Consider the following 24,091-nt stretch of genomic DNA (forward strand, 5'->3'; position numbering starts at 1 on the left):
GGAAGCAGACACTCAGGGAAAGCGCACGCCGCTCACGGTGAAGGTGCGCGCTCCGCCCGCCTCGCCCAGCTTCAAGAGGAACGTGCCCTGGAGGTGCTCCACCGGCGCCTCCGCTTCCACCACGAGCCGCACCTGCCCTCCCGGCAACAGGGGCCCGGATTGCCACACCCGCGTCACCCGCAACCGGACGCCTTCCGTGCTGACGAGTTCCGCCCCCTCCGTCGTCCAGGCCAGGGCACTCGTGTTCTTCACCTTTAGCTCCACCGCCACCTGCTTCGGTGCTTCGGCGTGGTAGCTCCAGGCATCCCACACCTCCAGGGGCGCTCCGGGACGTGGGGTGAGGTCGCTCTTGATGTCGCGCGCCAGGATGCCGTCCCCCGCCCCCACCAGTCCGGCCTCCAGCAGTCCCTGGAGACTTCCGGAACACGGCCCCCGAGGGAGGGCACGCTCCAGCGTCAGCGCGGCCTCGCACCGCTCGGCGCGCTCGCGCTGCTGCCGGGACTCCGGGTGCAACGACTCCCCCGAGCGGGACGAGCGGTACACCCGCACCTGGTGCTCGGCCCGCGACGCGTCCTCCACCAGCCGGAAGGTGACGCCGCCGGGCACCTGCCCGTCCGCGAAGCGCACCGTCACCCGCGGCGGCCTGTCCGCCGACGGCGCCTGCGTGGGCAGCAGTGTCACCATGCCCTCGGCCTCGTTCACCGCCACCTTCACCCCCTGCCCGCCCTCCACCTGCACGCCACCGGGTTGCAGCGGCGTGTCGAACACCAGCGTGGTGGACTCATGGGGGCGGATGCGTACCGGGTGCTGTACGTCGGCGTTCTCCGCCGTCAGCTCCACGTGGCGTGCGCCCGGCGTGTCCCATTCCTCCCCGTGGGGCGAGGCCGACGTGGACACGAGGAGAGCGAGCAGCAAGGGAGCGGCGAGCAGCGTGGACATGGGGGTGACCTCCAGAGTGGCCCACACTAGCAGGGCCTCGGAAGTCGGCCCCTCCTGTTCCTCCCGTCAGTCGAAACGCGGCGGCGGCTGGTTATACCGCGACGCCTCGCCGAAGCGTTTCACCGGACGCAGAGCCCCCCCGCTGCGGACGACGGCGGTGTCCTGGCCACTGCCCTCTTCCCTCGCCCAGCCCCACCGGGTGTTGGAATGCACCTCCAGGCACACCGGATAGGCCTGGCCCTCGGGGGTGTATGCCTGGGTGAGGCGCGCCTGCACCCGCTCGCCGAAGAGCAACTGGCCGGTGAACAGGGTGTCGCGCGGCAGCCTGCCCCAGTGGTCCTGGCCATTGAGACGCAGCGTTACCAGTCCCGGCCTCACGGTGCTCTCCGGCCCTTTCGCCCCGAGAATCTCGACGCCCTCGGACCGGTCCGTGAGCTCCAGTTCCTTCATGGCCTGGGCGGCACCGGGGGGGCACTCGGCGGGAGGGGGCAGCGGGGGCTTGGGCAGCACGGTGGCGGTGGTGGCGGGGCTGGGGCAGCCGGTGGCCAGGGCGCAGCCGAGCACGGCCGCGCCCACCTGCGTGGCCGGGGAGCCCGTCTTCTTCGGGGGAGGGGGAGCTTTGGCTGGAGTCTTCACGCGCGTCTCGTCCTTGGGCGTCGCACGGGCGACGGGCGCGGGGGTTGCCGCCCCAGGGGGCGCCGCGCCGCCGTCACCTTCTGGCCGCTGCCACGGGGAAGCCACTTCCTGGCCACCCGGCTCCAGGCTGATAGGAAGGAACTCCCCGGGTAGGCTGGCGCGAGGTGTCTCCACCGGTGACACGGTGCGCACGGTGGCGGGGGGCGGGGGGCGCACGGCGAGCCACAGCCCCAGGCCCAGCACGAGCACCGCACCGGCGGCCAGCAGCGCCCGGCGCGAGTGGACGGCGGGCCGCGCGGCTTCCCGGACGCGCGGAGCCGGCGGTGTCACCGCCGGGGCCTCGTCCACCGCTCGCGGCACCTCGGGCCCGGCGAGCGGCATGGCTTCTTGCGCCGACATCGGGGGCACGGCCACTTGCGGTGTCACCTCGGGCGGCGCCTGCGGGAGCAGGGTGGACACCTCGTCAGGTGCCCGCGGTTTGCCGCGCACCGCCACCCGGGCGTAGGAGGCCCGCCGCTCGTAGAGCGCCAGCACGTCCCCTCCCTGCCACATGCCGGGCTCGAGCACGGTGGTGGCGTGGTGCGGCCCCCACGCCTCGCACAGCGGCTCCCGCCACGTGTCGTCCGCCTCCTTCATCGCTTGCGCGAGCGCCGCCTCCACCGCGAGCGCGTCCGGGTAGCGCTCCTCGGGCACCTTGCGCAGCATGCGCCAGCACACCTCGCCCAGCGCCCGCGGCACCCGGGGGTTGCATGCGTGCGGCACCGGCGGCTCCTCGTGCAGGACGGCATGCACCAGCTCGCCCTCGCGGCCCTGGAACGGCAGCCCGCCGGTGAGCGCGAGGTAGAGCTCCACACCCAGCGCCCACACGTCGTCGCCCGGACAGGCCCGCGAGTCCTCCAGGCCGCGCCAGGCGCGCCACACCCGGGGGCTGAGATAGGACCAGGTGCCCGGGGGGAAGGCTCCCGTCAACCTGGGGGCGCCCTCGTAGGTGGCCACGCCGAAGTCCACCAGCACCACCTGCCCCTCGCCATGCACCAGCAGGTTCGCCCCTTTCACGTCCCGACGTAGGTCTCAAACTGCACCCCAAGGTGCAGCGAGTTCAGAATGTGTGAGCATCATCTTCCCAGTGCACCCATTACGAGGCATGCGCCTGACGGTGGTGCGCACTGTCCGTAGCCAGAATGGGCGGCAGTACATTGATGCGGAGCATCCCAATGGAGGGCTCATTCGGCTGCCAGTTGAATGGACGGATCGCTCCATTCCCATGGTAGTTCCGGCTCGTGGTGGCCGGCAGGTCCGACTGAGTGCCAGCGCCCTCCTGGAACTTGCCCGCGCAGTCAGCATAGCGCCAGGCAAGTCCCCCGCTGTGGAGGCTCCTCTCGAACCGGAGGGGGAGCCTAGGTTCACTCATGCCAGCGCCGCAGTTGCCCAAAGCCGACCTGCCCTGGCCGCACCTGCCCGCGACGGCAAGGGGCGCATTGCTGGGAGCGTGGGCCAGCCTGCTGCACAAGGTGCTGCGCGTCGAGGCCGGCGGCGTGGAGGAGGACCATGAGCGACAAGATACAGGCGACCCACCTCGAACGCCGAGCCATCGTCTATCTGCGACAGTCCACGCTCAAGCAGGTCCACGAGCATCGTGAGTCCACGGCTCGCCAGTATGCCTTGAGACAGCGTGCGCAGGAGCTTGGCTGGCCGGCCGAGCGCATCGACGTCCTTGATGAGGACCTGGGGCAAAGCGGCGCTGGGACGGCCTGGCGCGCTGGTTTCCAGCGGCTGGCCGAGGACGTCGCCCACGGACGCGTCGGTGTCATCTTTGCGCTCAAGGTCTCCCGGCTGGCGCGTTCCTCCGCGGACTGGCAGCACTTGTTGGACTTGTGCGCCCTGGCCGACGTTCTCATCGCGGATGAGCAGGCCGTCTACACCCCACGAGACTACAACGACCGGCTCCTGCTGGGGCTCAAGGGCACCATGAGCGAGGCCGAGCAATACTGGATGCGACTGCGGCTACAGGGTGGAAAGCTGTCCAAGGCCCGGCGCGGCGAGCTCTTCCTCGTTCCTCCTGTCGGTTACCAATGGGACGAAGCGACGCACAAGCTACGCCTGGACCCGGACGAGCAAGTGCAACGTGCGGTGCGGCTGGTCTTCGAGCGCTTCCGCCTCGACGGCAGTGCCTACGCGGTCGTGCGGTACTTTGCCCAGCATGGATTGAAACTACCGATGCACCAACTCCGAGGAAGGCAACTGCATTGGGGACCCCCGCGTCACAAGGGCGTGCTCGACATGCTCCACAACCCCTTGTACGCAGGCGCCTATGTCTATGGCCGCAAGGAAGTCCGGATGGCGTTGGTGCAAGGGGAATTGAAGCAACGGCACACCACGTTCCTGCCGCGCCAGGACTGGAAGGTATGTCTGCGCGACCACCACCCGGCCTACATCAGCTGGGAGGAGTTCATGGCCAACCAGGAGAAGCTCCAGGGCAATCGGACGAAGCACCTGCCGCATCAGCACGGCGCCGCTCGAGAAGGAGCGGCGTTGTTGCAAGGCCTGGTGTTGTGTGGACGGTGCGGCCACCGCATGAGCATCAGCTACCGCGGCACCCTGCACCGCCCCTATTACGAATGCCGAAGTGCCTCCGTGCTGGTGGAAGGCAAGCAGCTGTGTTGGATGGTGGCAGCCCGGGGCATTGATGAAGCAGTCGCCCGGTTGTTCCTGGAGGCCGTGCAACCTCCAGAAGTGGAGCTCGGACTGGCTGTGGCGCGCGAAGTGGAGCGCCAGGCCCAGCAGCTCCATCAGCAGTGGAAGCTGCGGCTGGAACGGACGCGTTACGAGGCGCAGCTCGCTGAGCGCCGCTACAAGGCCGTGGACCCGGACAATCGGGTAGTGGCCCGCACGCTCGAAACCGAGTGGAACGACAAGCTGCGCGAGCTGCAGGAGCTGGAGAGCGAGTACCAGCAGGTGCTGCGCCGCCAGAAGCTGGAGCTGACCGAGGAGGATAGAAGGCGCATTCTCGCACTGTCCAAGGACCTGCCGCGTGTCTGGGACGCCCCGAGCACGACGAACGCGGAGCGCAAGAATCTCTTACGCATCCTGGTGCAGAAGGTAGCGCTCAGCCCGACCGAAATGCCGAAGGGAATGACTCGCGTCCAGGTGGTGTGGGTGACGGGGGCTGTCAGTGACTTCACCGTGCCGCGCCGCACGGGATTTCATACGCGGAAGAATCCGCCCGAGGCCATTGAGCTCATCAGCCGCTTGTTCAAGCAGAAGAAGACGGATGCGCAGATAGTGGCGGAGCTCAACCAACTCGGCTTGCGCTCGGGCGCCAACATCCCCTGGAACAAGAGGACAGTAGCTCGGGTGCGTAGCCGCAAGGGCCTACGCCACCTGCCCATGTCTGTGGGGACCGGACAACAGCCTGCTCGCCGGGCAGATGGGCTCTATTCCGTGCGCGGCGTAGCCGAACGTTTCAATGTTTCCGAGGCCATCGTCCGCTATTGGATGAAGAGAGGATGGCTCGAACCCGTGGAGGGCGGTGGTCGCGGGCACGTCTGCTGGTTCAAGCTCGACCGCAAAGCGCTCAAGAGGCTCAATGCCGCCAAGGCTCAAGGGCTCGGAGCAATCGGCTCCATGGATTCTCAACCCCATTCGCACCATGGGGTGCATTATGCGTGATACGTCCCGGTGCACCACGCCGGCCGCGTGCACCACCGCCAGCTGGCGCGCGCCCTGGCCGAAGAGCCGCGCCACCTCGAGGGCACAGGGGTTGTGCACGCGCGTCCACACGTCCAGCGGCAGCCCACGCACCAGGGGCATGACGAGGAAGAGGTAGAGGGGCGCGGGCGCGGGCCACACGCCCTCGTCCACCAGGGGCAGGCCGCCCGCGCTGCTGAGCTTGAGCATGACGTCGCGCTCGCGCCAGGCCCAGCGCGCCGTGCGCGGCAGGAAGAGGAACTTCACCGCGTACAGCACGCCCTCGCGCGAGGCGCGGAACACGGTGCCCTGGCCGCCGGTGCCCAGGCGCGCCTCCAGCGTGTAGCCGGCCACCACCAGGCCCGGCCGGGGGCGCCAGGGGGAGGCCTCCTCCTCCAGGGGCTCCACCCCTCCTGGCCGCTGCTCCTGCCCACCGCTCCGCGTGCCCGCCTCGCTCATGCACATCACCTCCGAGGTGGGCCAGCCTACAGGACGGCTCAAGGCGTGCGGATACACAAGGGGCCAGTCATTGTCCGGCGCCGCTCGCGCCCGTCCACGCGGTGGACAGGCCCGTGCTGGAGCACCCGGGAATGCCACCTGGGTGGGCTTGACTGGTAGACGTCTACCAGTGGTGTGGTTTCGTGTGTGCTGGTGTGTTTCTGGAGTGGTAGACGTCTACCAGTGCCCCGGGGGGAGGCGTCTACCCGTGCCGAGCAAAGGGCCCGTCTCCCCGCCCCCAATCCGCGGATGCGCGCAGCGGGCTGTCACGGGTCAGAGGCTTCGCCGGGAAGGTCAGCCTGGGCGCGTACACCTGGAGAGCGGTTCTTGCCCGGAGGCCTTCCATGCGCACGCCTTCATCGCCCTGGTTTCATGCCCGGCAGAGGCTCGTCCACTGCGTGGTGCTGACACTGGGGCTGCTGGTGCTGGGCGGTTGCGCCACACGCGCGCCCCTGCCCGGACTGCTCCTCGGCCCTCGCGCTCACCGCCTGACGCCGGTCCTCTCCACCCAGGCGCATCCGCCCGGGCCCGTGGACTCCGCGGGGACGGCCGTGCTGTCCGGGGATGCCCCTGCGCTCGACGAGGACGACGAGCCGGAGGACGACGTCGATGAAGAGGAGCCCGGTGCCCCGGTCATGACGGCGGACGTACCCGGGGACGCGTCCGGCTCGCGGGGGCGCCACCGGGCGCAGGAGGAGGACGAGCCGCTGGAGGACGGAGGCGAGGGCCTCGTGGGCTGGAGGGATGGCGTGGGGGAGGGGCGCCCCTGGCCGGTGCCCTTCAGCGTGGACCATTTCCAGGGCCTGCTGGTGCAGGTGGGCGTGTCCCCCGAGGTGTTGCCGGAAGACGGCAGCACCCTGTCGCCCCAACAGGCGGTGCAACTGTTGGCGCACCTGCTGGAGGCGGAGGCGAAGCTTTTGGAATTCCCCCGCCAGCGCATGGCGGCGCACCTGCTGCTGGAGGTGGCCACGGGCGAGAGGCCGGTGACGCGTGAGGAGTTGCACGCACGCATGGACCGCTTCCACCGGCTGCGGGTGGTGAGGCCGGACGGCTACCTGGTACGGGCGGTGACGGGCGAGGCGGTACAGCGGGCCGGCGAGGTGCGGCTGGCCGAGGACGGCACGCTGCGCGCGGGCCGCTACGAGGTGGGGCCCTTCTACGCGGTGGAGGACGAGCAGCTGTGGCCGGTGGATACGGGGCTGGAGGTGCCCCGAGGCGCGAAGCCCCTGGGCCCCTACGTGCCGGATGACGGCGTGGTGCTACCCGCGCTGGAGGGCGCGGGGCTGGCGCTGGGGGACACCCTGGAGGGCTTGAGCCGGCTCGTCTTCCACCCCGGCGAGAGCCTGGAGGGCCTGACGCGACTGCCGGGAGCGGTGCGCGTGCTCTTCCAGAACGCGCCCGAGTATTGGGAGGCCTTCCGCCAGAAGCCCCGGGGCGAGCGGGTGCGGACGGTGTCGCGGCTGCTGGCCAACGCGCTGCTGACGGTGGGTACCTCGGGGGCGGGGGCGGTGAAGGCGGTGACGTGGGGCGAAAAGCTCGGCCGGCTGTCGGTGCCCCTGCTGACGCTGACGAAGAAGGGCGAACTGGTGCTGCGGCTGGTGGCGGTGCCCGGACGGGCCGTAGCGGTGGCGGGCCAGGGGCTGAGCGTCGCCTGGGGCCTGCACCTGGCCAAGGTGGGCTCGGGCGGAGGTGGCGGCTGGGTTCCGCCGGTGGGCGGGCCGGGGCAGTGGGTGCCCAAGAACGAGCGGATGTCGCCGCGCTCGCGCGCCTTCCAGTACAAGGTGACGAAGGCGCCCGCGGGCTGGGTGTACCGCGTGTGGCGCAATGGCGAGAAGGCCGACTTCGACGGCTTCGACCTGAAGCAGCGCCTGCTACAGGAGACCAAGGGCCTGGGCTACGACAAGCACTTCGACGCGGAGCTCGAGCCCAAGGGATATTTCAAAGGCGCCAAGAGGCTCGTCAGGCAGGCCGCGCGACAACTGCGGGTGGCCAATGGCATTCCCATCCGCTGGCACGTGGCGGAGCCCCGCATGGTCCCCATCCTCCAGAAGCTGTTCCAGAAGGAAAAAATCACGGGTATTGAGGTGTTGTTCACCCCACCGCCCTGAGGCGAAGCGCACATGAGAGAGACCTACTACGCGGGCATCTACTGGGGGGGCCGCAAGGATTCCGCCGAGGAGTGTGCTCGGCGGGCGGAGGCGTTCTTCCACCTGCTGTCCCAATGCGATCCCATCTACACCCGTTGGTTCGAGCAGGCCGACTCGCGCAAGAAGGCGCTCCAACTCCAGTTCGAGCCCACCGCTGATACCTTCCTGCGTTTCTTCAAGAGGAGGACCTACCAGGAGGGCAGGGATGGCTTCATCCTCTGGGTGTGGACGGGGCACGAGGAGGGACATGGGGGGCTGGCCACCATGCGCTGTGGCTCCGCGGCCGAGTTCGTTCCAAACAACTGCCTCCTCTACCTGCCGAAGGAGGAGCCGGAGAGGGAGCGCGTCCTCCAGGTGGACGCACTCGCCGGAGTGCTGCGCGCCATGGTGCTGGCGTGGGAGCCGGATTGGGGGGTCATCACCTCCGACGATTTCCGGGACAGCCTGTGGCCGCAAGACAATGTGGACACCTTCGTGGGTTGGTGGACGTACTTCTCTCGTGACCGGGGGGAGGTGCCGCCCCTGCCGGAGCCGGTGCGGGTGCAGCCCGTGGAGGACAAAGGCACGCTCGTCCTGCTCACTCCCGAGCGCCTCACCGCCTCCAATCCCGAGCACCTCGCCCTGGGCCGACATGTCCATGAGGTGCTGCTCGCGAAGGGCATGCTCGGGCCGCTCGTGTCCAGACGGCCGGCCCATTGAGACAACTCCCACGCGCGTTGCCAGGCACCGGCAGGGGCACGGCGGACCCGTAGCCCCCGTGGAACCCACTGGACCCGCCCGCCTGGCCTCCATGCCGGTAGGCAGGCCCTGCGCTTGGGACTCGGCCGGTCTCGGGCTAGCCTCGGGGGCGCCATGTCGATGTACTCCGAGTCGCTCCGCGCCTTCCTCAAGCCCGTCCTCCCCTATCTCGACGACCCCACGGTCTCGGAGATCATGATCAACGGGCCCACCGACGTCTGGATCGAACGCAAGGGCAAGGTCTCCAAGACCGATGCCACCTTCACCGAGGAAGGCCTCATCGGCGCCGCGCGCAACATGGCGCAGTTCGTCGGCCGCCTCCTCAATGACGAGCGCCCGCGCCTCGACGCCCGCCTGCCCGACGGCAGCCGCATCCACGTCGTCATCCCGCCCATCGCCCGCAAGGGCACCACCATCTCCATCCGCAAGTTCTTCAAGGACAAGCTCACCATCGAGTCCTTGATCAAATTCAAGTCCATGACGCCGCAGATGGCGCGGCTCATCGACGCGGGCATCCACACCAAGCTCAACATGCTGGTGTCCGGCGGTACCGGCTCGGGCAAGACGACGCTGCTCAACATCGTCTCCTCCCTCATCCCCGACGAGGAGCGCATCCTCACCATCGAGGACTCGGCCGAGCTCCAGCTCAACCAGTCCCACCTGGTGCCCTTCGAGAGCCGGCCCCCGGACAAGTTCGGCAAGGGCGGCGTGGACATGGGAGACCTGCTCAACTCGGCCCTGCGTCTGCGCCCCGACCGCATCGTGGTGGGCGAGGTGCGCGGCGGCGAGGCCTTCTACCTCGTGCAGGCGATGAACACCGGCCACGGCGGCTCGCTGGCCACCACCCACGCCAACACGCCCACGGACACGCTGCGCCGCATCGAGTCGCTCTGCCTCATGTCCGGCATCGACCTGCCCATGGTGGCCATCCGCGCCCAGGTGGCCAGCGCCATCAACTTCGTCATCTGCTGCGAGCGCCTCCACGACGGCAGCCGCAAGACGATTGCCCTCTCCGAGGTGCTCCCCCTCAACGAGAAGGGCGAGTACCGCACCCAGGACATCTTCGTCTTCACCCCGGTGACGAAGGACGAGGAGGGCCACATCCTCGGCTACCACGCGCCCACCGGCATCATCCCCCACTTCGTCGCCCGGGCGCGCGCCTACGGCTTCACGGACCTGGACGAGTCCTTCTTCGACCCGGCCACCTACGGCGTGCCGCCCCCGCCCTCCTTCCACGCCGGGGAGAGCTACAGCGTGCGCTGGGCTCCCTCGCTCAAGCACCGCGAGCGCGGTGAGCCGGACCCGGCGAGCTACAAGAAGGAGTGGCAGGCCTTCGAGCAGCGCCTGAAGGACGAGGCCCACGAGGCCCAGGGCGGCAAGCCCGCGGCGCCCGCCTCGCCGCCCGTGCAGGTGCAGGTGCCCGCCAACCTCCCCATGGCGGCTCCCCGCGCCCCCGAGCCGCCCGCTCCGGCTCCCGCCCGGCGGACGGCCGAGACGCCCGCCGCGCGCACCGGCCCCGCCCTGAGGCCCAACCTGCCCGCGAACCGGCCCGCCCCGCCCGTCCCGGAGCACGACGACGACAAGACGCCGCCGCCCACGCGCAACCCCTTCGCCTCCGAGGCGGATGATGGGTTCGGCGCGCCCCCGGACGAGCCCAGCGTGCAGGTGGCCGCGGACCTCCTGGCCGAGGACCTCGACGCCACCCAGGGCCGGGGCATCCCCCCGCCGCGTCCGGCCCCCCGCCCCGCCGCGACTCCCGCGCGTCCCACTCCGGCTATCGGCTCCCGCCCCGCCGTGGCGTCGCCTCCCCGCCGGCCCGCGCCTCCCGCTCCCGCTCGGCCTCCTCCGCCCGTCCCCTCCAGCGACCTGGAGGACGATGACGCACCGCGCGAGCTGGACAACTCGGAGAAGACGCACATCAAGCCCATGCCCGAGAAACCGCGCCGCTGAGGCCGCTCGCCTGGGCACACCCGCGTCACGCACCCGGCGCTACTTGGAGTGCGTGACCTTGCGATGGGCGCGACATGGGGGGAAAGTGACACCATCGTGTTCCTTTCACTCCTCGCCACGCTCGTCGTGCTCGGCCAGGCGCCCGCGACCTCCGAGGCTCCGCTCACCGTGCTGATCGCCCCGCCGGAGGCCGCGGGGGTCCCTTCCCACATCGTCTCCTTCGCCCAGGAGCATGTGTACGAGCAGCTCAAGACGCAGGGGCTGCAGGTGGTGCGCGCCTCGGAGCTGTCCCAGCGCCTGCCGCCCGCCCAGCGCAAGACGGTGCTCGGGTGCAACCGTCTGGAGGCCGCCTGCCGGATTACGCTGGGCGAGGCCGCCCAGGCCGACGCGGTGGTGATCGCCGAGCTGGTGCAGTTCCTCAGCGGCTACCGGGTGGGCCTGAAGGCCTACGCCACGCGCGACGGCGAGCAGCTCTCCGAGCACTACGTGCCGGGCGTGCGCGAGGATCAACTGCTGGACGCGCTCACCCAGGCCAGCGAGAAGGTGGTGCCGCCGGTGCGCCGCGCGCTGCGCCCCTCGCTGGAGCCCGTCGTCGAGGCGCCAGTGCAGCCCATCACGTCCACGCCCGTGCAGCCGGTGCCGGTGAAGCCCGAGCTGACGGTGTCGCGCTCGGGCGCGCCGGGCTGGGGGTGGCTGCCGGCCGCCGGTGGCGCGGTGCTGCTGGGCGCGGGCACGTTCTTCTTCGTGCAGGCGACCCAGGACTACAACGCCCTCAAGGCGCGGCAGTTCACCGACCCCCTGGATGGCGAGCGGCTGCGGGACTCGGGCGCGCGTGCGCAGTGGCTGAGCCGGGGCGCCTTCGCGGTGGGCGCGGCCGGCGTGGTGACGACGGGGCTCATCTACCTGCTGTCTGGCAAGGACGAGGGCAAGCCTTCACTGGTGCGCCCCACCGCCTCCGTGGGCAACGGCGGCGGTATGGTGGGCGTGGCCGGAACACTCCCGTGAGGACTGACATGCTCGAGACGAAGAAGCCATTCGCCGCGGGGCTCGCGCTGGCGCTGCTGGCCGCTACCGGTTGCTACGACTTCGAGGGGGCCTTCGAGGAATGCAAGAACCTCGGCCAGTGCGTGCCCAGCACCTGCGATCCCTCCGCGGTGGATGTCCCGGATGATCTCTTCTACGACGCCAACTGCGACGGCATCGACGGCACGCCCGGCGACGCCATCTTCGTGGACCCCACCGGCCAGGACTCCAACGACGGCACCAAGGACGCACCGGTCAAGCGGCTCTCCGTCGCCCTGAATCTCGCCGCCGACCGGGGCAAGGCCATCTATCTGGCGCGGGGCACCTACGACGAAGCGGATCTGCGCATGGAGCGGGCCGTGTCCATCTACGGCGGCTACGCCGGCAAGGCGGGCAACTGGAAGCGCGACAAGGAGAACATCACCCAGATTGGAGGCAGCACCCCCACCGGCTTCACGGTGAGCGGGCTGATGGACGCGGGCGTCGACATCGAGTGGGTGTACATCCGTTCCGCCAACAGCTCCGTGCCCGGGACGCCGTCCATCGGCCTGCGGGTGCTGGACTCGAACGGCGTGCGCCTGAGCCATGTGGACGTAGCGTCCGGGAAGGGCGCGCCGGGCCGGGACGGTGACTCTCCCGGACCCACGACCCAGGTGGGCGCGGATGGAGGCGTGGGACTGGACGGAACCGCCGGGACGCCCTCGGGGGGCCCCCGGGGAGCGAGCAGCTGTGGCGCGGGCTCCTACGCGGGGGGCCCGGGTGGACAGGGAGGCACCGCCTACCTCACTCCGCCTGGAGTGGGAACGGCGGGAGAGCCCTACACCACCGGTGGCGGCACCGCCGGAACGAACAAGCTCGACACCGCCTGCAGCACGGCCGTGTGCGTGTGCGATGGGGAGGCAGGAGGGGTGGGCCAGCCGGGTGAGGCGGGCGGCCGCGGCAAGGACGGCAACCCGGGCGATGAGAAGGGGGTGCTGGAGGGGACCACCTGGGTGGCGAGGTCCGGCACGGACGGCGAGCCGGGAGCCTTCGGAAAGGCGGGCGGGGGCGGGGGCGGTGGAGGCTACTGCGAGGCGCCGGCGAGCGTCCGGTCCAAGGGCGGCGGCGGTGGGGGTGGCGGTGCGGGTGGCTGCCCGGGCCTGGGCGCGAAGGGAGGCCAGGGGGGTGGGGCGTCCATCGCCATGCTGCTCATGCGCGGACACGTGGAGATGCAGTCCTGCACGTTGAAGACGGGCGGTGGTGGAAAGGGAGGCGCTGGCGGGACGGGAGGCGCTGGCGGCGCGGGAGGCGCTGGCGGCGCGGGAGGCAAGGGCCAGTTCAGCCAGTACGCCTCGGGCCCCACCGATTACCGCGCCACCGGTGGCGACGGCGGCAAGGGCGGCAAGGGCGGAGATGGAGGCCCGGGCGGCCACGGCGGCAATGGCGCCGGGGGCCCGTCCGTGGGCATCTGGTGTGATGCCCTCGAGACCTCCTCCATCACCCAGAAGGGCATGACCTTCAGCCTGGAGGATCCGGGCACGCCGGGAGCCGGCCCTGGCCCCGCGGGCAACAGGGGCCTGTTGACCAATTACCACCAGTGCACCGTGTCTCCCTGACGGGAGACGGCCAGGCGGGTCCCCCCCGCCCGCTCGCCCGCTTGTGGGAATCCGCTCCCGGTCTGCTACCCTGGGGCCACTTCCCCGATGGCTGACTCCCGTCTCTGCGAAACCTGCGGTCTCTCCGTGCCGGCGGATACCGATATCTGCCCACGCGACGGCACCGTGCTGCTCGACGCCTCGCTCTCGTCCTACCCGGGCGATCCGGGAGGCGCACGGCGGACCTCGCCCGGGAGAACGATGCAAGTCATGGACGATTCCTCCGCGCAGGACCCGCTCACCGGCTTGAAGGTGGGTGAGTACGAGCTGCGCCAGCGCATCGGTGTGGGCGGCATGGGCCTGGTGTACGAGGGCATCCAGCCGCTGATCGGCAAGCGCGTGGCGGTGAAGGTGCTGCGCCCGGAGCTGGCCGCGGCCGAGGAGCAGGTGGCGCGCCTGCTGGCCGAGGCCCGCGCCGTCAACGCCATCCGCCACCGCGGCATCGTGGACATCTTCGGCTTCGGCCAGGTGCCCGACGGCCGCCAGTACATCATCATGGAGTACCTCGAGGGCGTGGCCCTCGATGCGCACCTGACGGAGAAGGGCCGGCTGCCGGTGTACGAGGCGCTGGACATCCTCGACGAGGTGCTCAGCGCGCTGGGCGCCGCGCACGGGGCCGGCGTGGTGCACCGCGACCTCAAGCCGAGCAACATCTTCCTGGTGAAGCAGCCGGACGGCTCGCGCTACGTGAAGCTGCTGGACTTCGGCCTGGCGAAGATGGGCCTGCCCACCGGGCGCACCGCGCAGACGCGCACGGACATGGTGGTGGGCACCCCGGAGTACATGGCGCCCGAGCAGGCCCGCGGCCAGCCCGTGGGTCCCATGACGGACCTGTACGCCCTGGGCGTGGTGGCCTTCGAGATGGTCACCGGCCGGCTGCCCTTCACCGGCACCTCGCCGGTGGACCTGCTGATGAAGCACGTGGACGCGCGGCCGCCGAGGCCCTCGGAGTTCCTCCCCGAGCTGCCCGCCGCGCTCGACGCCTTCATCCTGCAGATGCTCACCAAGGATCCCGAGGCGCGCCCCGGTTCCGCCGAGCAGCTGCGCCGCCAGCTCCAGCGGCTGCGCGACACCCTCGCCCAGCAGGCCCAGGCCCATCATGCCCGGCCCACCGCCTCGGAGCACCCCCCGCGCGAGGCCACCCCGGAGGCCCTGGCGCCCGCCGGGCCCGTCACGCCCGAGCCCGGCCCCGCGCCCGAGCCGGTGAAGCCGCAGCCGCCTCCTCCCGAGGTGACGCGCGACACCGGTGGAAACGCGAGCTCGCGGCGGCTGCTCCTGGGCGTGGGCGCGCTCGCGCTGGTGGCCGTGGGTGGAGGCCTCGTGCTCGCCGTGAGAGGTGGAGAGACCCCCCCGAACCCGCCGCCGGCGGTGGCCATCGCGCCGCCGGAGCAGCCCGCGAAGCCCCCGCAGCGGCCGGTGGTGGAGGCTCCGCCAGACGCGGGCCCGCCGCGGCAGACGGCGGCCGTCCCCGAGGTGTCCGACGCGGGCACGGGCACCACCGTGCAGGCCAGCACCACGGAGACGCCGGACAATCCCGTCCAGCCGGCGGGTCCCGCGGTGGGCCACACCGAGCCGGTGAAGCGCGCGCTCACCCAGGCCGCGCTGCTGGGCCGCATCCGCAAGCTGGACCGGGACATCGACACGCTGACGCAGGCCGGCCAGAAGCTCAGCCCCGCCACGCGCCGCACCCTGGACGCCATCCGCGAGAAGGCCGAGTCGGCCACCACGTCCGAGGAGCGGCGGCAGGTGGCCAAGGAGCTGGACGGCTGGGAGAAGTTCTTCCTGCGCCGCAAGTGAGGGGCCCGGCCCGCGCCAGGCCCCTGCTGCCTCACTGGCAGGCGATGGGCTGGGCCATGGCGGTGCGCGCCCGCTCCTCGGTCACCAGCTTGAAGCCCGCGAGGTCCGCCAGCAGCACGTCCCGGTTCTGCCGGATGAGGCTGGCGTTGCGGCACAGCAGCGCGTCCTCGTACATGTAGTGCGGCGGCAGGGTGAGGGAGAACTCGGCCAGCTCCTGCAGCTTGAGCGTGTCCAGCTCGCGCTCGAAAATCTTGTGGGCCGCGTCCTCCACCCCGACCACGCCGCGCTCGAAGTAGAGCGTGGACAGGTCATAGGCGATGAGCTGGTCCTTCTGGAGGAAGGAGTGCAGGCGGTTGGCCGCCACCGCCAGCTCCATCGAGCCGGAGATGCCCAGGGCCACGGCGAGCCGGGTGGCGATGATGCGCTCGCAGGCCCCATCGCCGGGGGGCTCGGTGCCGAAGGCGGCCACGGAGAAGAGGCGCCAGGCCCACTTCGCGCCGTCCTCGCGCCGCGTCTGGAAGTAGGTGGGGCACCCCATCTGCGCGATGTAGAGGGCCACCAGGTCCTTGGGCAGGCGCGAGAACTCCGGCTTCTTGTAGGCAATGGGGCGCTTGGGCCCGAAGGTGCCCGCCTGGAGGCTCATCCGCTCGCCCTCGATGGAGTGGCGCAGCTGCGTCTCCAGGTCGAACTCCGTCTCCAGCTGGGGCAGCTTGCTGGAGGCATGGAGGTAGAGGGCCGGCATCACCACGCCCGCCAGCCCGATGAGGAACAACACCAACCAGAGCAGGGTCTTCACGCCCCCAGAGTATCAAAGGGCGACGGCGGGCCGGGTCCGGGTTAAATCAAGTTCCGACATGAACGACTGGCACCCCACCCCCGTGGCGGACGTCCTCCCGGCCGCGGAGGGCCTTACCGAGCTCGTCCTGGACATTGGCGGAACCCCGCTGGTGGGGACACACCGCACCCCGGGGCAGTACGTGCGACTGGCCCTGCCCGGCGTGGGCGAGAGCCTGTTCGCCATCGCCTCGCCGCCGGAGCCCTTTGGCACCCGGTGGGAGTTCCTGCTCAAGGGAGGCAGCGCGCTGGCGGATGCCCTGGTGGGGCTGGAGCCGGGAGCCCGGGTGCTCAGCCGGCATCCCGAGGGCCGGGGCTTCCCCCTGGTGCAGGCGCGGGGCGGCCACCTGCTGCTGTTCGCCACGGGCTCGGGGATCTCCCCCATCCGCTCGGTCATCGAGAGCATCCGCCAGGAGCGGAGCGCCTACGGGCGGGTGACGCTGTACTTCGGGGCGCGCACCCCGCAGGCCTTCGCCTACGAGGACGAGCTGCACCACTGGGAGGCGGCGGACATCCGCGTGGTGCGCACGGTGAGCCAGCCGGGCGCGAGCGGCTGGCAGGGCCTCACCGGCTACGTGCAGGAGCACCTGGGCGAGCAGCAGGTGGAGGGGACGGTGGCCTTCGTGTGCGGCCAGTCGGGCATGGTGCAGGGGGTGATTGACGTCCTGCGGACCCGGGGGCTGCCCCGCGAGGCCATCCACCTCAACTACTGAAGAGCCGCACGATGGCGCACACGCCGGAGGACGAGTGGCTCTGGGGATGGGATGACACGCCGGGAATCGTCTCGGTGTGGGCGGAGCCGGATGGCCGTGCCTTCGTGTGGCGGCGGCTGCCCGGGAGTGGCTCGCTCGTGCGCGAGGACGTGCGCTTCCGGCCGTGGCTGCTGCTCGCCTCGCTGGAGGATGTGCGGCACCTGGGCACGCGGCTCCGCCCGGAGAGCGAGGGCCCCGCACCGCACCGGGTGACGTGGCAGGAGTTGGAGGGTCCCGGCGCGCTGCGCTACCTGGTCCGCGCGGAGGATGGGCGGACGTTGGCGTCGGCCGTGCTCCAGGGCGCCGCGCGGCGGCTCGGCCATGCGGTGGGCAACCTGCGCGAGCTGGGTCCCCAGGCGGTGCTCGCGCTGCCTCCCGAGGAGCAGTACCTCGTCGCGTCGGGGCGCACGTACTTCCGCGACCTGCGGTTCGATGACCTGCACCGCATGCAGCTGGACCTGGAGACCACCGGGCTGGAGCCCTCGCACGACCGCATCTTCCTCGTGGCGATCCGGGACGCGGAGGGCAGGACCGATACCCTCGAGGCCCACGGTGACGGGGACGCCGCCGAGGCCGACCTCCTCCAGCGGCTGGTCGCGCGGGTGCGGGCCATCGATCCGGACGTGCTCGAGAACCACAACCTGCACGGCTTCGACTTGCCCTTCCTCGCCCACCGGGCGCGGCTGCTGGGCGTGACGCTCGCGCTGGGACGGGCCGGACCCCCGGGCCTGCGGCAACGCCCCGCCGCGCGAGGTGCCTCCCCCGGACGCGGGGGGCCCGGCCACGATGCGATGCGCCGCGCGCGGTACACCGTCCCCGGCCGCGAGTTCATCGACACGATGGACGCCGTGAAGCGGCACGACTTCTCCACCCGGGAGCTGCCGGGACATGGGCTCAAGGCCGTCGCACGGCACCTCGGGCTCTCGGGCCCGGAGCGCGAGCACATTCCGGGAGCCCGGGTGTACGAGGTCTTCGGCACCGACCCCGAGCGCGTGCGGCGCTACGCCCAGGACGATGTGACGGAGGCGGCTGGACTGGCGCGCATGCTCGGCGGGGCGGCCTTCGCGCTCGCCCGCATGGCTCCGCGCCGCTACGAGCGCCTCGCGGATGCCGGGCCGGCGACGGGAGTCATCGATCCGCTGATCGTCCGCGCCTACCTCCGGGCCGGTGCGGCGCTACCCGCCCATGAGACCGGTGACGGGACGCCGCACAGCGGGGCCGCGCTCCACCTGTTCGCCACGGGCGTGGCCCGGCACGTGGTGAAGGCCGACGTCGCCAGCCTGTACCCCTCGCTGATGCGCGAGTACCGCATTGGCCCTCGCAGGGACCGGCTCGGCGTGATGCTCGCGCTGGTGGACCGGCTCGTGGAGCAGCGGCTGGCGGCCAAGGCGCGGGCGAAGGCCGCGGCGCCCGGGTCTCCAGAACGGCATACGAACGAGGCGCTCTCCGCGGCGATGAAGATCGTCGTCAACTCGGCCTACGGCTACCTGGGGGCGGGTGGGCTCACGCGCTTCGCGGACGTGCACGCCGCCAACGAGGTGACCCGGCGCGGACGCGAGGTGCTGGCGCTCATCTGCCAGGAGCTGGCCCGGCGCGGCGTCACGCTGCTGGAGGCCGATACGGACGGCGTGTACTTCTCCGTGCCGGACGGCTGGAGCGAGGCCGATGAACGCCGGGTGGTCTCCGAGGTCGCGGCCCTGCTGCCCCCCAAGGTGCGCCTCGAGTTCGACGGACGCTACGCGGCGATGCTCTCGCACGAACCGAAGAACTACGCGCTGCAGCCGTATGACGGTGCGCTCATCCTGCGCGGCGTGGCGTTCCGCTCCAGCCGGGCCGAGCCCTTCGGCGAGGACTTCCTGCGCCGGGCCCTGCGCTGCCTGCTCGCGGGGGATATTCCGGGCGTGCGGGAGGCGTATGTGGAGACGGTGACGGCATTGCGCCGGCGGGCCCTGCCGGCCCGAAGCGTGGCGGCACAGGTGCGGCTGACGAAGACACCGGCGCAGTACCTCGCGGCGCGCAGGCGCGAGTTGCCCTACGAGGCCATGCTGGCGAGCGGGCTGAAACAGTGGGCCTCCGGCGAGCAGGTCCGGGTCTACCGGGCGGTGGGAGGACGCGCGGGACTGCTGCTCGAGTCGGAGCACGGTGAGACGGTGAGCGATCCGCGGGACTACGACGCCGAATTCTACGTGCGGCAGCTCCGAGAGACCTTCGCGGCCCGGCTGGCGCGAGCGCTGACCCCCGAGGACTTCGCGACGGTGTTCGCCGATCCGGAGCAGCCCTCGCTCTTCACGCCGTCACTGGCGAATGCACGGCCGGTGCTCACGGTGCTGGACGAGCCCGAGGGAGAACAACCCCACGCCGAGAACCCGTGGATGTCCCCTCTCCCTCTGGGAGAAGGTTGATCCTGCGAAGGTGTGCCCGTGGGCACATGCGCTGACCCGCGGATATTTCCCCTCGCCCTCCGGGAGAGGGGACATTGCTTCAGAGGGGATATTGCGTCACCGTTCCACGGTGGGAGCGGCGTAACGCACGGGGAACAGGGCCGCGGCCGGATCGCTCTCCTGGTTGCCCGAGGCCTTCTGCGGCGTCCACGCGGCCACGCCCACCAGCCGCCCGTCCGGACTGAAGCGCACCCGGCGCACGGACCAACCGAACTTCCGCTCCGCCACTGGAGCCTCCTGGCCCTCGCGCCACACATACAACTGCTTGTCCCAGCCACCGCTCGCCAGCGAGCGCCCGTCCGGAGAGATACCCGCGGAGGCCACCACGCCCCGGTGCGCCGTCCACTTGCGCAGCACCTGCCCCGAGCCCGCGTCCACCAGCGCCGCGGCGTTCCACTCGGCGGGAGGCTCGACGAGCCCCTTCTTCTCGCGCTCGTAGATGGCCTTGTTCCGCTCGGCCTTGGGCTCGGAGAAGGCCACGCCCAACCGGCGCCCGGCCGCGTCGAGCGTGACGTCATTCACGTGCGCCTCGAAGGTGAATCCCGCACGCGGAGCGAGCACCAGCCCCCTCACCTCCTGCGTCCCCTGCGCCGGAGCCTTCAGCGTGAGCACGGCCTCACCCGTGGCGTCATCGAAGGCCACGTCCACGCGCTCGGCGAACGGAGCCCCCAGCACCCCGCCCACGCCCGGGGGCAGGCACGCGTCACACACCGCCACGTCCAGGCCCTCCAGCTCCAACCCCTTGAGGCGCAGCCGCTGGCCCCGGGCCACCCGCGCCAGCGTGGACCCCAGCGCCGTGGGCAACGACACCGTCTCCTGCAGCATGGCCGTGTCGATCCCCGCCGCCTCCGCCGCCTGCGACCCCAGCACCAACGCCGGAGCGCGCGCATCCAGCGCGAAGGCCACCGGAGACTTCCCGTTGAGCGTCCCGCCCACCACGGCGTAGCCACCGCGCCGCTCGAAACGCACGCGCGCCTGCTCGCGCCGCAGGGCCTCTTCGCGCGCTTCGAACACCCGGATGCGCTTGTCCCAGCTCCCCGAGTACAGCGTCCCATCCGGCGCGAAGACGAGCGCACTCACCCGGTCCGTGTGGGGCCGAGCCTCGAAGGAGAACCCCAGGTCCGCCACGCGCAGCACCGTGAGCAGCCCCTGCGCGCTGCCCGCCACGAGGTAGCTCCCGGACGGGTGGAAGGCCACCGCGGTAAGGGGCTCTTCCGTCCGCAGACTCCCCTTCAGCGCCCCCGAGCCCGCGTCATACAGGCGCACCATGCCGTCCCAGCCCGCGCTCGCCAGCAGCGAGCCATCCCGGGAGAAGGCCAGCGCCTCCACGTCGAACTCGGAGGAATTGAGACCCTGGTCCACCACGCGCGCGGGCGAGGGCCTCACATTCCAGAGCGCGAGCAGGTACTCGCGCGCGCCCAGGTGCGAGTAGGCCACACGCGAGGAGTCCGGAGAGAAGGCCAGCGTCCAGACGAAGTCCCTGCGGTCGAGGACGGGGCCGTCCTCGAGTCCCACCACCTCACCCGCGAGGTAGCCGCCCGGCGTGGACTCCAGCCGGGAGGCGGTCTCCGGCGCGAGCACCGGCGCGGCGTGCTGGCACCCGGCCAGCGACAACACGCCCACGAGCCACAGCGCACGAGGCGCGAGAGCCCTCACGAGCCACCCAGCGCCGCCGACTGCTCCGGAGGCACCTCCGTCACGCCCTTGTTGCTCACGGACAGCAGGAAGAGGGGCTTGCGCGCCTCCCGCTTCTCATCGAAGGACGTCTTGCCCGTGGCGCCGTCGAAGTCCTTCACGTTGGCCAGGGCCTCGCGCAACTCCCCGCGGCTCTTGGGTGCCTGCTTCGAGTCGAGAAGCTGCCGCACCATGCGCGCCGAGTCATACCCGTAGGCCTCGAGCAGCCCCGGGTCCCCGCTGTTCGCCTGACGGTAGGCCTTCACGAAGCGCTGCGTGGCCGGCTTCTGCGAGTCCACGAAGAAACCATCCACGTACACCGAGCAGGTGACGAACTTGCCACCGCGCTCGACGAGCTCCGGCATGCCGCTGGCACCCTTGCTGCTGCTCCACGCGTTGGTGCCCAGCAACATCACCGTCTTGATCGTCTTCTTGCCCGTCGTCTTGCGGATGCGCTCCACGTCGCGCGCGTCACACGCGTTGGTGACGATGTCCTCCACCGCCAGCGCCGGGGCCACCAGGCTCACCCGCCGCCACTCGTCGGGGATGAAGATGGCCTCGAAGTCGATGATGGGCTCCACCTCGCCCCTCATCTTCTCCATGGCCTTGCGCTTGCGGAACGCGTCCTGGCCAGTGGTCTCCTTCTGCACCTCGCGCACGCCCTCGATGTAGTCGAGCCGGTCCTCCAGGTAGTAGCGGCCCACCAGCTTCTTGGCCTCGGTGGTGAACGTCGTCTGGTCGTGGTCGTACGTCTCGGCGCCGCGCACCTGGCCGCCGTTCTCCACCACGTGGTCCCAGAAGTCGTTGGCCAGCTCCACCCCGTACGGCAGGTTGGGGTAGAGCATGGCGAAGCTCTTGAAGCCCTTCTGCTTCATCGCGAAGTCGGCGATGGCCCGCGCCTGCGCCGAGTTCGTCAGCATGTTGCGGAAGATGAAGGGCCCGATGTGGGTGATGTCCTCCTGGCGCGTGAGCGTCAGCAGCGGCACCTGGAGCTCCTCGGCCACCAGCGCGGCGCGGCGGGACTCGTCCGAGGTGATGGGGCCCAGCACGGCGATGGCCCCCTCGTCGAAGGCCAGCTGCTCCATGCCCTGGGCCGCGAGGTTCACATCCCCCTGCGTGTCCTTCACCACCAGCTCGATGTCGCTGCCGGCCAGCGCCAGCTTCACCCCGCGCAGCACCGCCTCGCCCACCGCCTTGTACTTGCCCGTCATGGGCAGCAGCAGACCCACCGTCTTCGTCTGCACGTCCACGCGGCGCGTGGCGCGCGCGAGCAGCTCACGCGCCTGCGGGGCGAACGGGTGGTTGGGCGCCTCGGCCAGGAAGCGGTTGAGCGTCTCCTCCAGCCGCGTCCAGTCGCGCAGGTGGTAGTAGATGCGCGCCAGCTTGAAGCTCAGCACCGGCCAGGCGGGGTTGGAGGACGGCAGCTCCTCCATGATCTGCGCCACGTCCATGAAGCCCGCGCGGCCCTCCACCAGCTGCTGCACCCGGGCCACCGCGGCCTGCTGCGCCTCGGGCGTCTGGGCGTTGCCGGCCAGGTCCACGGAGATGCGCAGCGCCTGCCCGAAGAGGCCCGCCTTCTCCGCAGCCTTCACCGAGTCCTCGAGCAGCTGGATGCGCTCGGCGCCCTCGGCGCGCTCGGCGAGGCTGTAGAGCGTCTGGTAGGCGTCCCGGTAGGCACCCACCTCCAACGCGGCCCGGCCCAGCCGGCGCTTGGCCTCGGTGGCCTGCGGGTGGAGCGGATTCTCGAAGAGCAGCTCGTTGAAGCTCTTGCGCGCGTTGACGTAGTCCTGCGAATCGTAGAAGAGCACGCCCGCCCGGTAGAGGGCCTCCTGGCCCGCCGTCGTCTGCGGGTAGGCCTTGCGCACGGCGAGGAACCCCTCGGCGGCCTGCTTGCGCGGAGCCGTCTCGGCCTGCTGGATGGCCTGGGCGAGCGCCTGGTCCGCCTGCGCGTCCTTGCGCGCCTCGACGGAGGGCCTCGACGGGAAGGGGTCCCCCCGGGGGACGTCTTCATTGCGGCCCTGGCCCGAGGACGAGGAGCCGGACGAGGAGCCAGAGGAAGTGCCACCGCCCGTGGCGGAGGGCGTCTTGCAAGCGGACATCAGCAGCGCCAGCGCGAGCAGCAGCGCGCGGCGGGGAGAGGGGCGAACATCCATGGTGTGGGTGTGCATAGCAGTGGGGCGCGCCTCCGTCGACAGTCGAGCGGGGGGGACATTCCCCACGCCGTCCGGCAGGTTTTGCACCGGACGTGCCGCCCCGGCGCCCCCAGGTGGAGGCCTCGGGAGCCGAGCCCCTGTGGGCCCCGGGCCACGGGCATGTGGGCCCGGGTACTCGCCTGCCCCGCGAGCCGTGGAGGGGGCGCCGCCCAGGACTGGACCCGGGACGGGCTCTCCCGGGGAGGGAGGCGTTGCGGCCCCCGCTCCCCATCCCAAGCGTTAGGGCTTGGACGTTCTCGACCCAGGAGCTGAGCATGGCAGGCAAGCAACGGTTGCGGGAGGGCTACGGAAGCACGAGCGAGCAGCGGCAGCGCAACCTGGAGGGCGACGGCTTCGAGGAGCGGGCGCCCCACACCGCCGAGGAGGCCGAGGCCACCCGCGCGCCCCCCGACCCGGGAAGCCACGTGGTGCACGTGAATGCCCTGCCCGGGCCGCTCGACACGGACGACACGGATTGAGGAACGGAGCCACTCATGTCTCAACGCAAGATTCGTGCGGGAATGGTGGTGCGCGGCCACACCGGTGAGCCGCTCGGACGCGTCCTCTCCGTCGATGACGAGGGCTTCGTGCTCGAGCGCCGCGTGGTCGTCACGCGCGAGCACCGGGTGCGCCTCGACGAGGTGCAGGCGCTGGACGAGCACGGCGTGGTGCTCACCCCCGACCATGGCCACCCGAGCGCCCGCCTGGAGGCCACGGACCTCGTGGAAGTCTTCTGGTCCTCGCGGCGCGCACGCGACGAGCAGCGGCCCCTGGAGGAGCGGGAAGCACCGGAGACGCTCGCCTCGCACCGGATGGTGGCCGCGGCGGAGCACGCCGAGGCCTACCCCGTCCAGGTGGAACACGGCAGCGTCCCCCATCCCCGCTCCGTGCCCATGTCCGAGGAAGAGCCCCGCAGGAGCACCGACGCGCTGGAAGACATCGACACCCCGCGCGCAGCACCGGCCGAGCCGCCCCGCGGACGTTGGATCGCGCGGAGGGTGCGGCACTACGCGACGCACCCGCTCGAGGCGGCGAGCTCGTTGCTGGGGCTGCTGCGCGGAGAGAAATCCCCCCTCCGCCACTGAGGGAAGGAGGCACCGGATTCCCGGAGTTGCAGGGTGGGCATTCTTGTGCCCCCCGTGCTAGAAA

Annotated in this window: 17 protein-coding genes; 12 read left to right on the plus strand and 5 right to left on the minus strand. The window is 71.1% G+C overall.

The genetic code is table 11. The features are described 5' to 3' along the window. Positions 1–12: 12 nt before the first annotated feature. Together VFZ09_RS13260 and VFZ09_RS13265 are read right to left on the minus strand one after the other, a co-directional pair. Positions 13–939 carry a DUF2381 family protein gene (locus VFZ09_RS13260; protein WP_329727912.1) on the minus strand — a complete coding sequence of 309 codons (927 nt, stop codon included), beginning with the start codon at positions 937–939 and terminating at the stop codon, positions 13–15. A 66-nt stretch (positions 940–1,005) separates the two neighbouring features. Continuing rightward, a complete protein-coding gene (locus VFZ09_RS13265; RefSeq protein WP_329727913.1) occupies positions 1,006–2,631 on the minus strand; it encodes a serine/threonine protein kinase in 1,626 nt (541 codons plus the stop codon). Positions 2,632–3,123: 492 nt separating this feature from the next. On the opposite strand from VFZ09_RS13265, the gene VFZ09_RS13270 reads away from it, so the two are divergent. From VFZ09_RS13270 to VFZ09_RS13305, 8 genes are all read left to right on the plus strand, one after another. Continuing rightward, a complete protein-coding gene (locus VFZ09_RS13270) occupies positions 3,124–5,244 on the plus strand; it encodes a recombinase family protein (protein WP_329727914.1) in 2,121 nt (706 codons plus the stop codon). 226 nt (positions 5,245–5,470) lie between these two features. Then, entirely contained in the window at positions 5,471–5,608 is a 138-nt protein-coding gene (locus tag VFZ09_RS13275; protein WP_329727915.1) for a hypothetical protein, read from the plus strand. Positions 5,609–6,104: 496 nt separating this feature from the next. Continuing rightward, positions 6,105–7,868 (plus strand): Tox-REase-5 domain-containing protein, encoded by a 1,764-nt coding sequence (locus VFZ09_RS13280; RefSeq protein WP_329727916.1) that lies wholly within the window; start codon positions 6,105–6,107, stop codon positions 7,866–7,868. A gap of 12 nt (positions 7,869–7,880) precedes the next feature. After that, positions 7,881–8,606 (plus strand): immunity 52 family protein, encoded by a 726-nt coding sequence (locus VFZ09_RS13285; protein WP_329727917.1) that lies wholly within the window; start codon positions 7,881–7,883, stop codon positions 8,604–8,606. A 153-nt stretch (positions 8,607–8,759) separates the two neighbouring features. Beyond that, complete coding sequence (locus tag VFZ09_RS13290) at positions 8,760–10,595, plus strand: CpaF family protein (RefSeq protein ID WP_329727918.1); 1,836 nt, start codon at positions 8,760–8,762, stop codon at positions 10,593–10,595. Positions 10,596–10,691: 96 nt separating this feature from the next. Beyond that, positions 10,692–11,600, plus strand: coding sequence for a hypothetical protein (locus tag VFZ09_RS13295; RefSeq protein WP_329727919.1), 909 nt, complete (start codon positions 10,692–10,694; stop codon positions 11,598–11,600). Positions 11,601–11,608: 8 nt separating this feature from the next. Further along, positions 11,609–13,213 carry a PE-PGRS family protein gene (locus VFZ09_RS13300; RefSeq protein WP_329727920.1) on the plus strand — a complete coding sequence of 535 codons (1,605 nt, stop codon included), beginning with the start codon at positions 11,609–11,611 and terminating at the stop codon, positions 13,211–13,213. Positions 13,214–13,300: 87 nt separating this feature from the next. After that, positions 13,301–15,049 carry a serine/threonine-protein kinase gene (locus VFZ09_RS13305; RefSeq protein ID WP_329727921.1) on the plus strand — a complete coding sequence of 583 codons (1,749 nt, stop codon included), beginning with the start codon at positions 13,301–13,303 and terminating at the stop codon, positions 15,047–15,049. A 31-nt stretch (positions 15,050–15,080) separates the two neighbouring features. Here the strand turns inward: VFZ09_RS13305 and VFZ09_RS13310 are convergent, their stop codons facing one another. Continuing rightward, complete coding sequence (locus VFZ09_RS13310) at positions 15,081–15,845, minus strand: transglycosylase domain-containing protein (protein ID WP_329727922.1); 765 nt, start codon at positions 15,843–15,845, stop codon at positions 15,081–15,083. 58 nt (positions 15,846–15,903) lie between these two features. Between VFZ09_RS13310 and VFZ09_RS13315 the strand changes: the two genes are divergently transcribed. Beyond that, positions 15,904–16,596: an NAD-binding oxidoreductase gene (locus VFZ09_RS13315; RefSeq protein WP_329727923.1), complete on the plus strand. Its 693-nt coding sequence runs from the start codon at positions 15,904–15,906 to the stop codon at positions 16,594–16,596. A gap of 11 nt (positions 16,597–16,607) precedes the next feature. Continuing rightward, a complete protein-coding gene (locus VFZ09_RS13320; protein WP_329727924.1) occupies positions 16,608–19,037 on the plus strand; it encodes a DNA polymerase domain-containing protein in 2,430 nt (809 codons plus the stop codon). 96 nt (positions 19,038–19,133) lie between these two features. Here VFZ09_RS13320 and VFZ09_RS13325 read toward each other — a convergent pair whose 3' ends face one another. Both VFZ09_RS13325 and VFZ09_RS13330 read right to left on the minus strand, forming a co-directional pair. Further along, positions 19,134–20,732, minus strand: coding sequence for a WD40 repeat domain-containing protein (locus VFZ09_RS13325; protein WP_329727925.1), 1,599 nt, complete (start codon positions 20,730–20,732; stop codon positions 19,134–19,136). Beyond that, positions 20,729–22,918: a penicillin-binding protein activator gene (locus VFZ09_RS13330; protein WP_329727926.1), complete on the minus strand. Its 2,190-nt coding sequence runs from the start codon at positions 22,916–22,918 to the stop codon at positions 20,729–20,731. Before VFZ09_RS13330 ends, VFZ09_RS13325 begins: the two co-directional genes overlap by 4 nt. A gap of 299 nt (positions 22,919–23,217) precedes the next feature. Between VFZ09_RS13330 and VFZ09_RS13335 the strand changes: the two genes are divergently transcribed. Both VFZ09_RS13335 and VFZ09_RS13340 read left to right on the plus strand, forming a co-directional pair. Then, complete coding sequence (locus VFZ09_RS13335; protein ID WP_329727927.1) at positions 23,218–23,421, plus strand: hypothetical protein; 204 nt, start codon at positions 23,218–23,220, stop codon at positions 23,419–23,421. 15 nt (positions 23,422–23,436) lie between these two features. Next, on the plus strand, positions 23,437–24,027 hold the full coding sequence (locus VFZ09_RS13340; protein WP_329727928.1) for a hypothetical protein: 591 nt from the start codon (positions 23,437–23,439) through the stop codon (positions 24,025–24,027). The last annotated feature ends 64 nt before the right edge of the window (positions 24,028–24,091 follow it).

Origin of the sequence: Archangium sp., assembly GCF_036277355.1 — a bacterium.
Taxonomy (GTDB): Bacteria; Myxococcota; Myxococcia; order Myxococcales; family Myxococcaceae; genus Archangium.

Excerpts from the sequence above, each read along its gene's own strand:
- VFZ09_RS13260 (WP_329727912.1), bottom strand. The coding sequence starts at position 939 with ATGTCCACGCTGCTCGCCGCTCCCTTGCTGCTCGCTCTCCTCGTGTCC.
- VFZ09_RS13270 (WP_329727914.1), top strand. The coding sequence starts at position 3,124 with ATGAGCGACAAGATACAGGCGACCCACCTCGAACGCCGAGCCATCGTC.
- VFZ09_RS13275 (WP_329727915.1), top strand. The coding sequence starts at position 5,471 with ATGACGTCGCGCTCGCGCCAGGCCCAGCGCGCCGTGCGCGGCAGGAAG.
- VFZ09_RS13280 (WP_329727916.1), top strand. The coding sequence starts at position 6,105 with ATGCGCACGCCTTCATCGCCCTGGTTTCATGCCCGGCAGAGGCTCGTC.
- VFZ09_RS13285 (WP_329727917.1), top strand. The coding sequence starts at position 7,881 with ATGAGAGAGACCTACTACGCGGGCATCTACTGGGGGGGCCGCAAGGAT.
- VFZ09_RS13290 (WP_329727918.1), top strand. The coding sequence starts at position 8,760 with ATGTCGATGTACTCCGAGTCGCTCCGCGCCTTCCTCAAGCCCGTCCTC.
- VFZ09_RS13300 (WP_329727920.1), top strand. The coding sequence starts at position 11,609 with ATGCTCGAGACGAAGAAGCCATTCGCCGCGGGGCTCGCGCTGGCGCTG.
- VFZ09_RS13305 (WP_329727921.1), top strand. The coding sequence starts at position 13,301 with ATGGCTGACTCCCGTCTCTGCGAAACCTGCGGTCTCTCCGTGCCGGCG.
- VFZ09_RS13315 (WP_329727923.1), top strand. The coding sequence starts at position 15,904 with ATGAACGACTGGCACCCCACCCCCGTGGCGGACGTCCTCCCGGCCGCG.
- VFZ09_RS13320 (WP_329727924.1), top strand. The coding sequence starts at position 16,608 with ATGGCGCACACGCCGGAGGACGAGTGGCTCTGGGGATGGGATGACACG.
- VFZ09_RS13330 (WP_329727926.1), bottom strand. The coding sequence starts at position 22,918 with ATGCACACCCACACCATGGATGTTCGCCCCTCTCCCCGCCGCGCGCTG.
- VFZ09_RS13335 (WP_329727927.1), top strand. The coding sequence starts at position 23,218 with ATGGCAGGCAAGCAACGGTTGCGGGAGGGCTACGGAAGCACGAGCGAG.
- VFZ09_RS13340 (WP_329727928.1), top strand. The coding sequence starts at position 23,437 with ATGTCTCAACGCAAGATTCGTGCGGGAATGGTGGTGCGCGGCCACACC.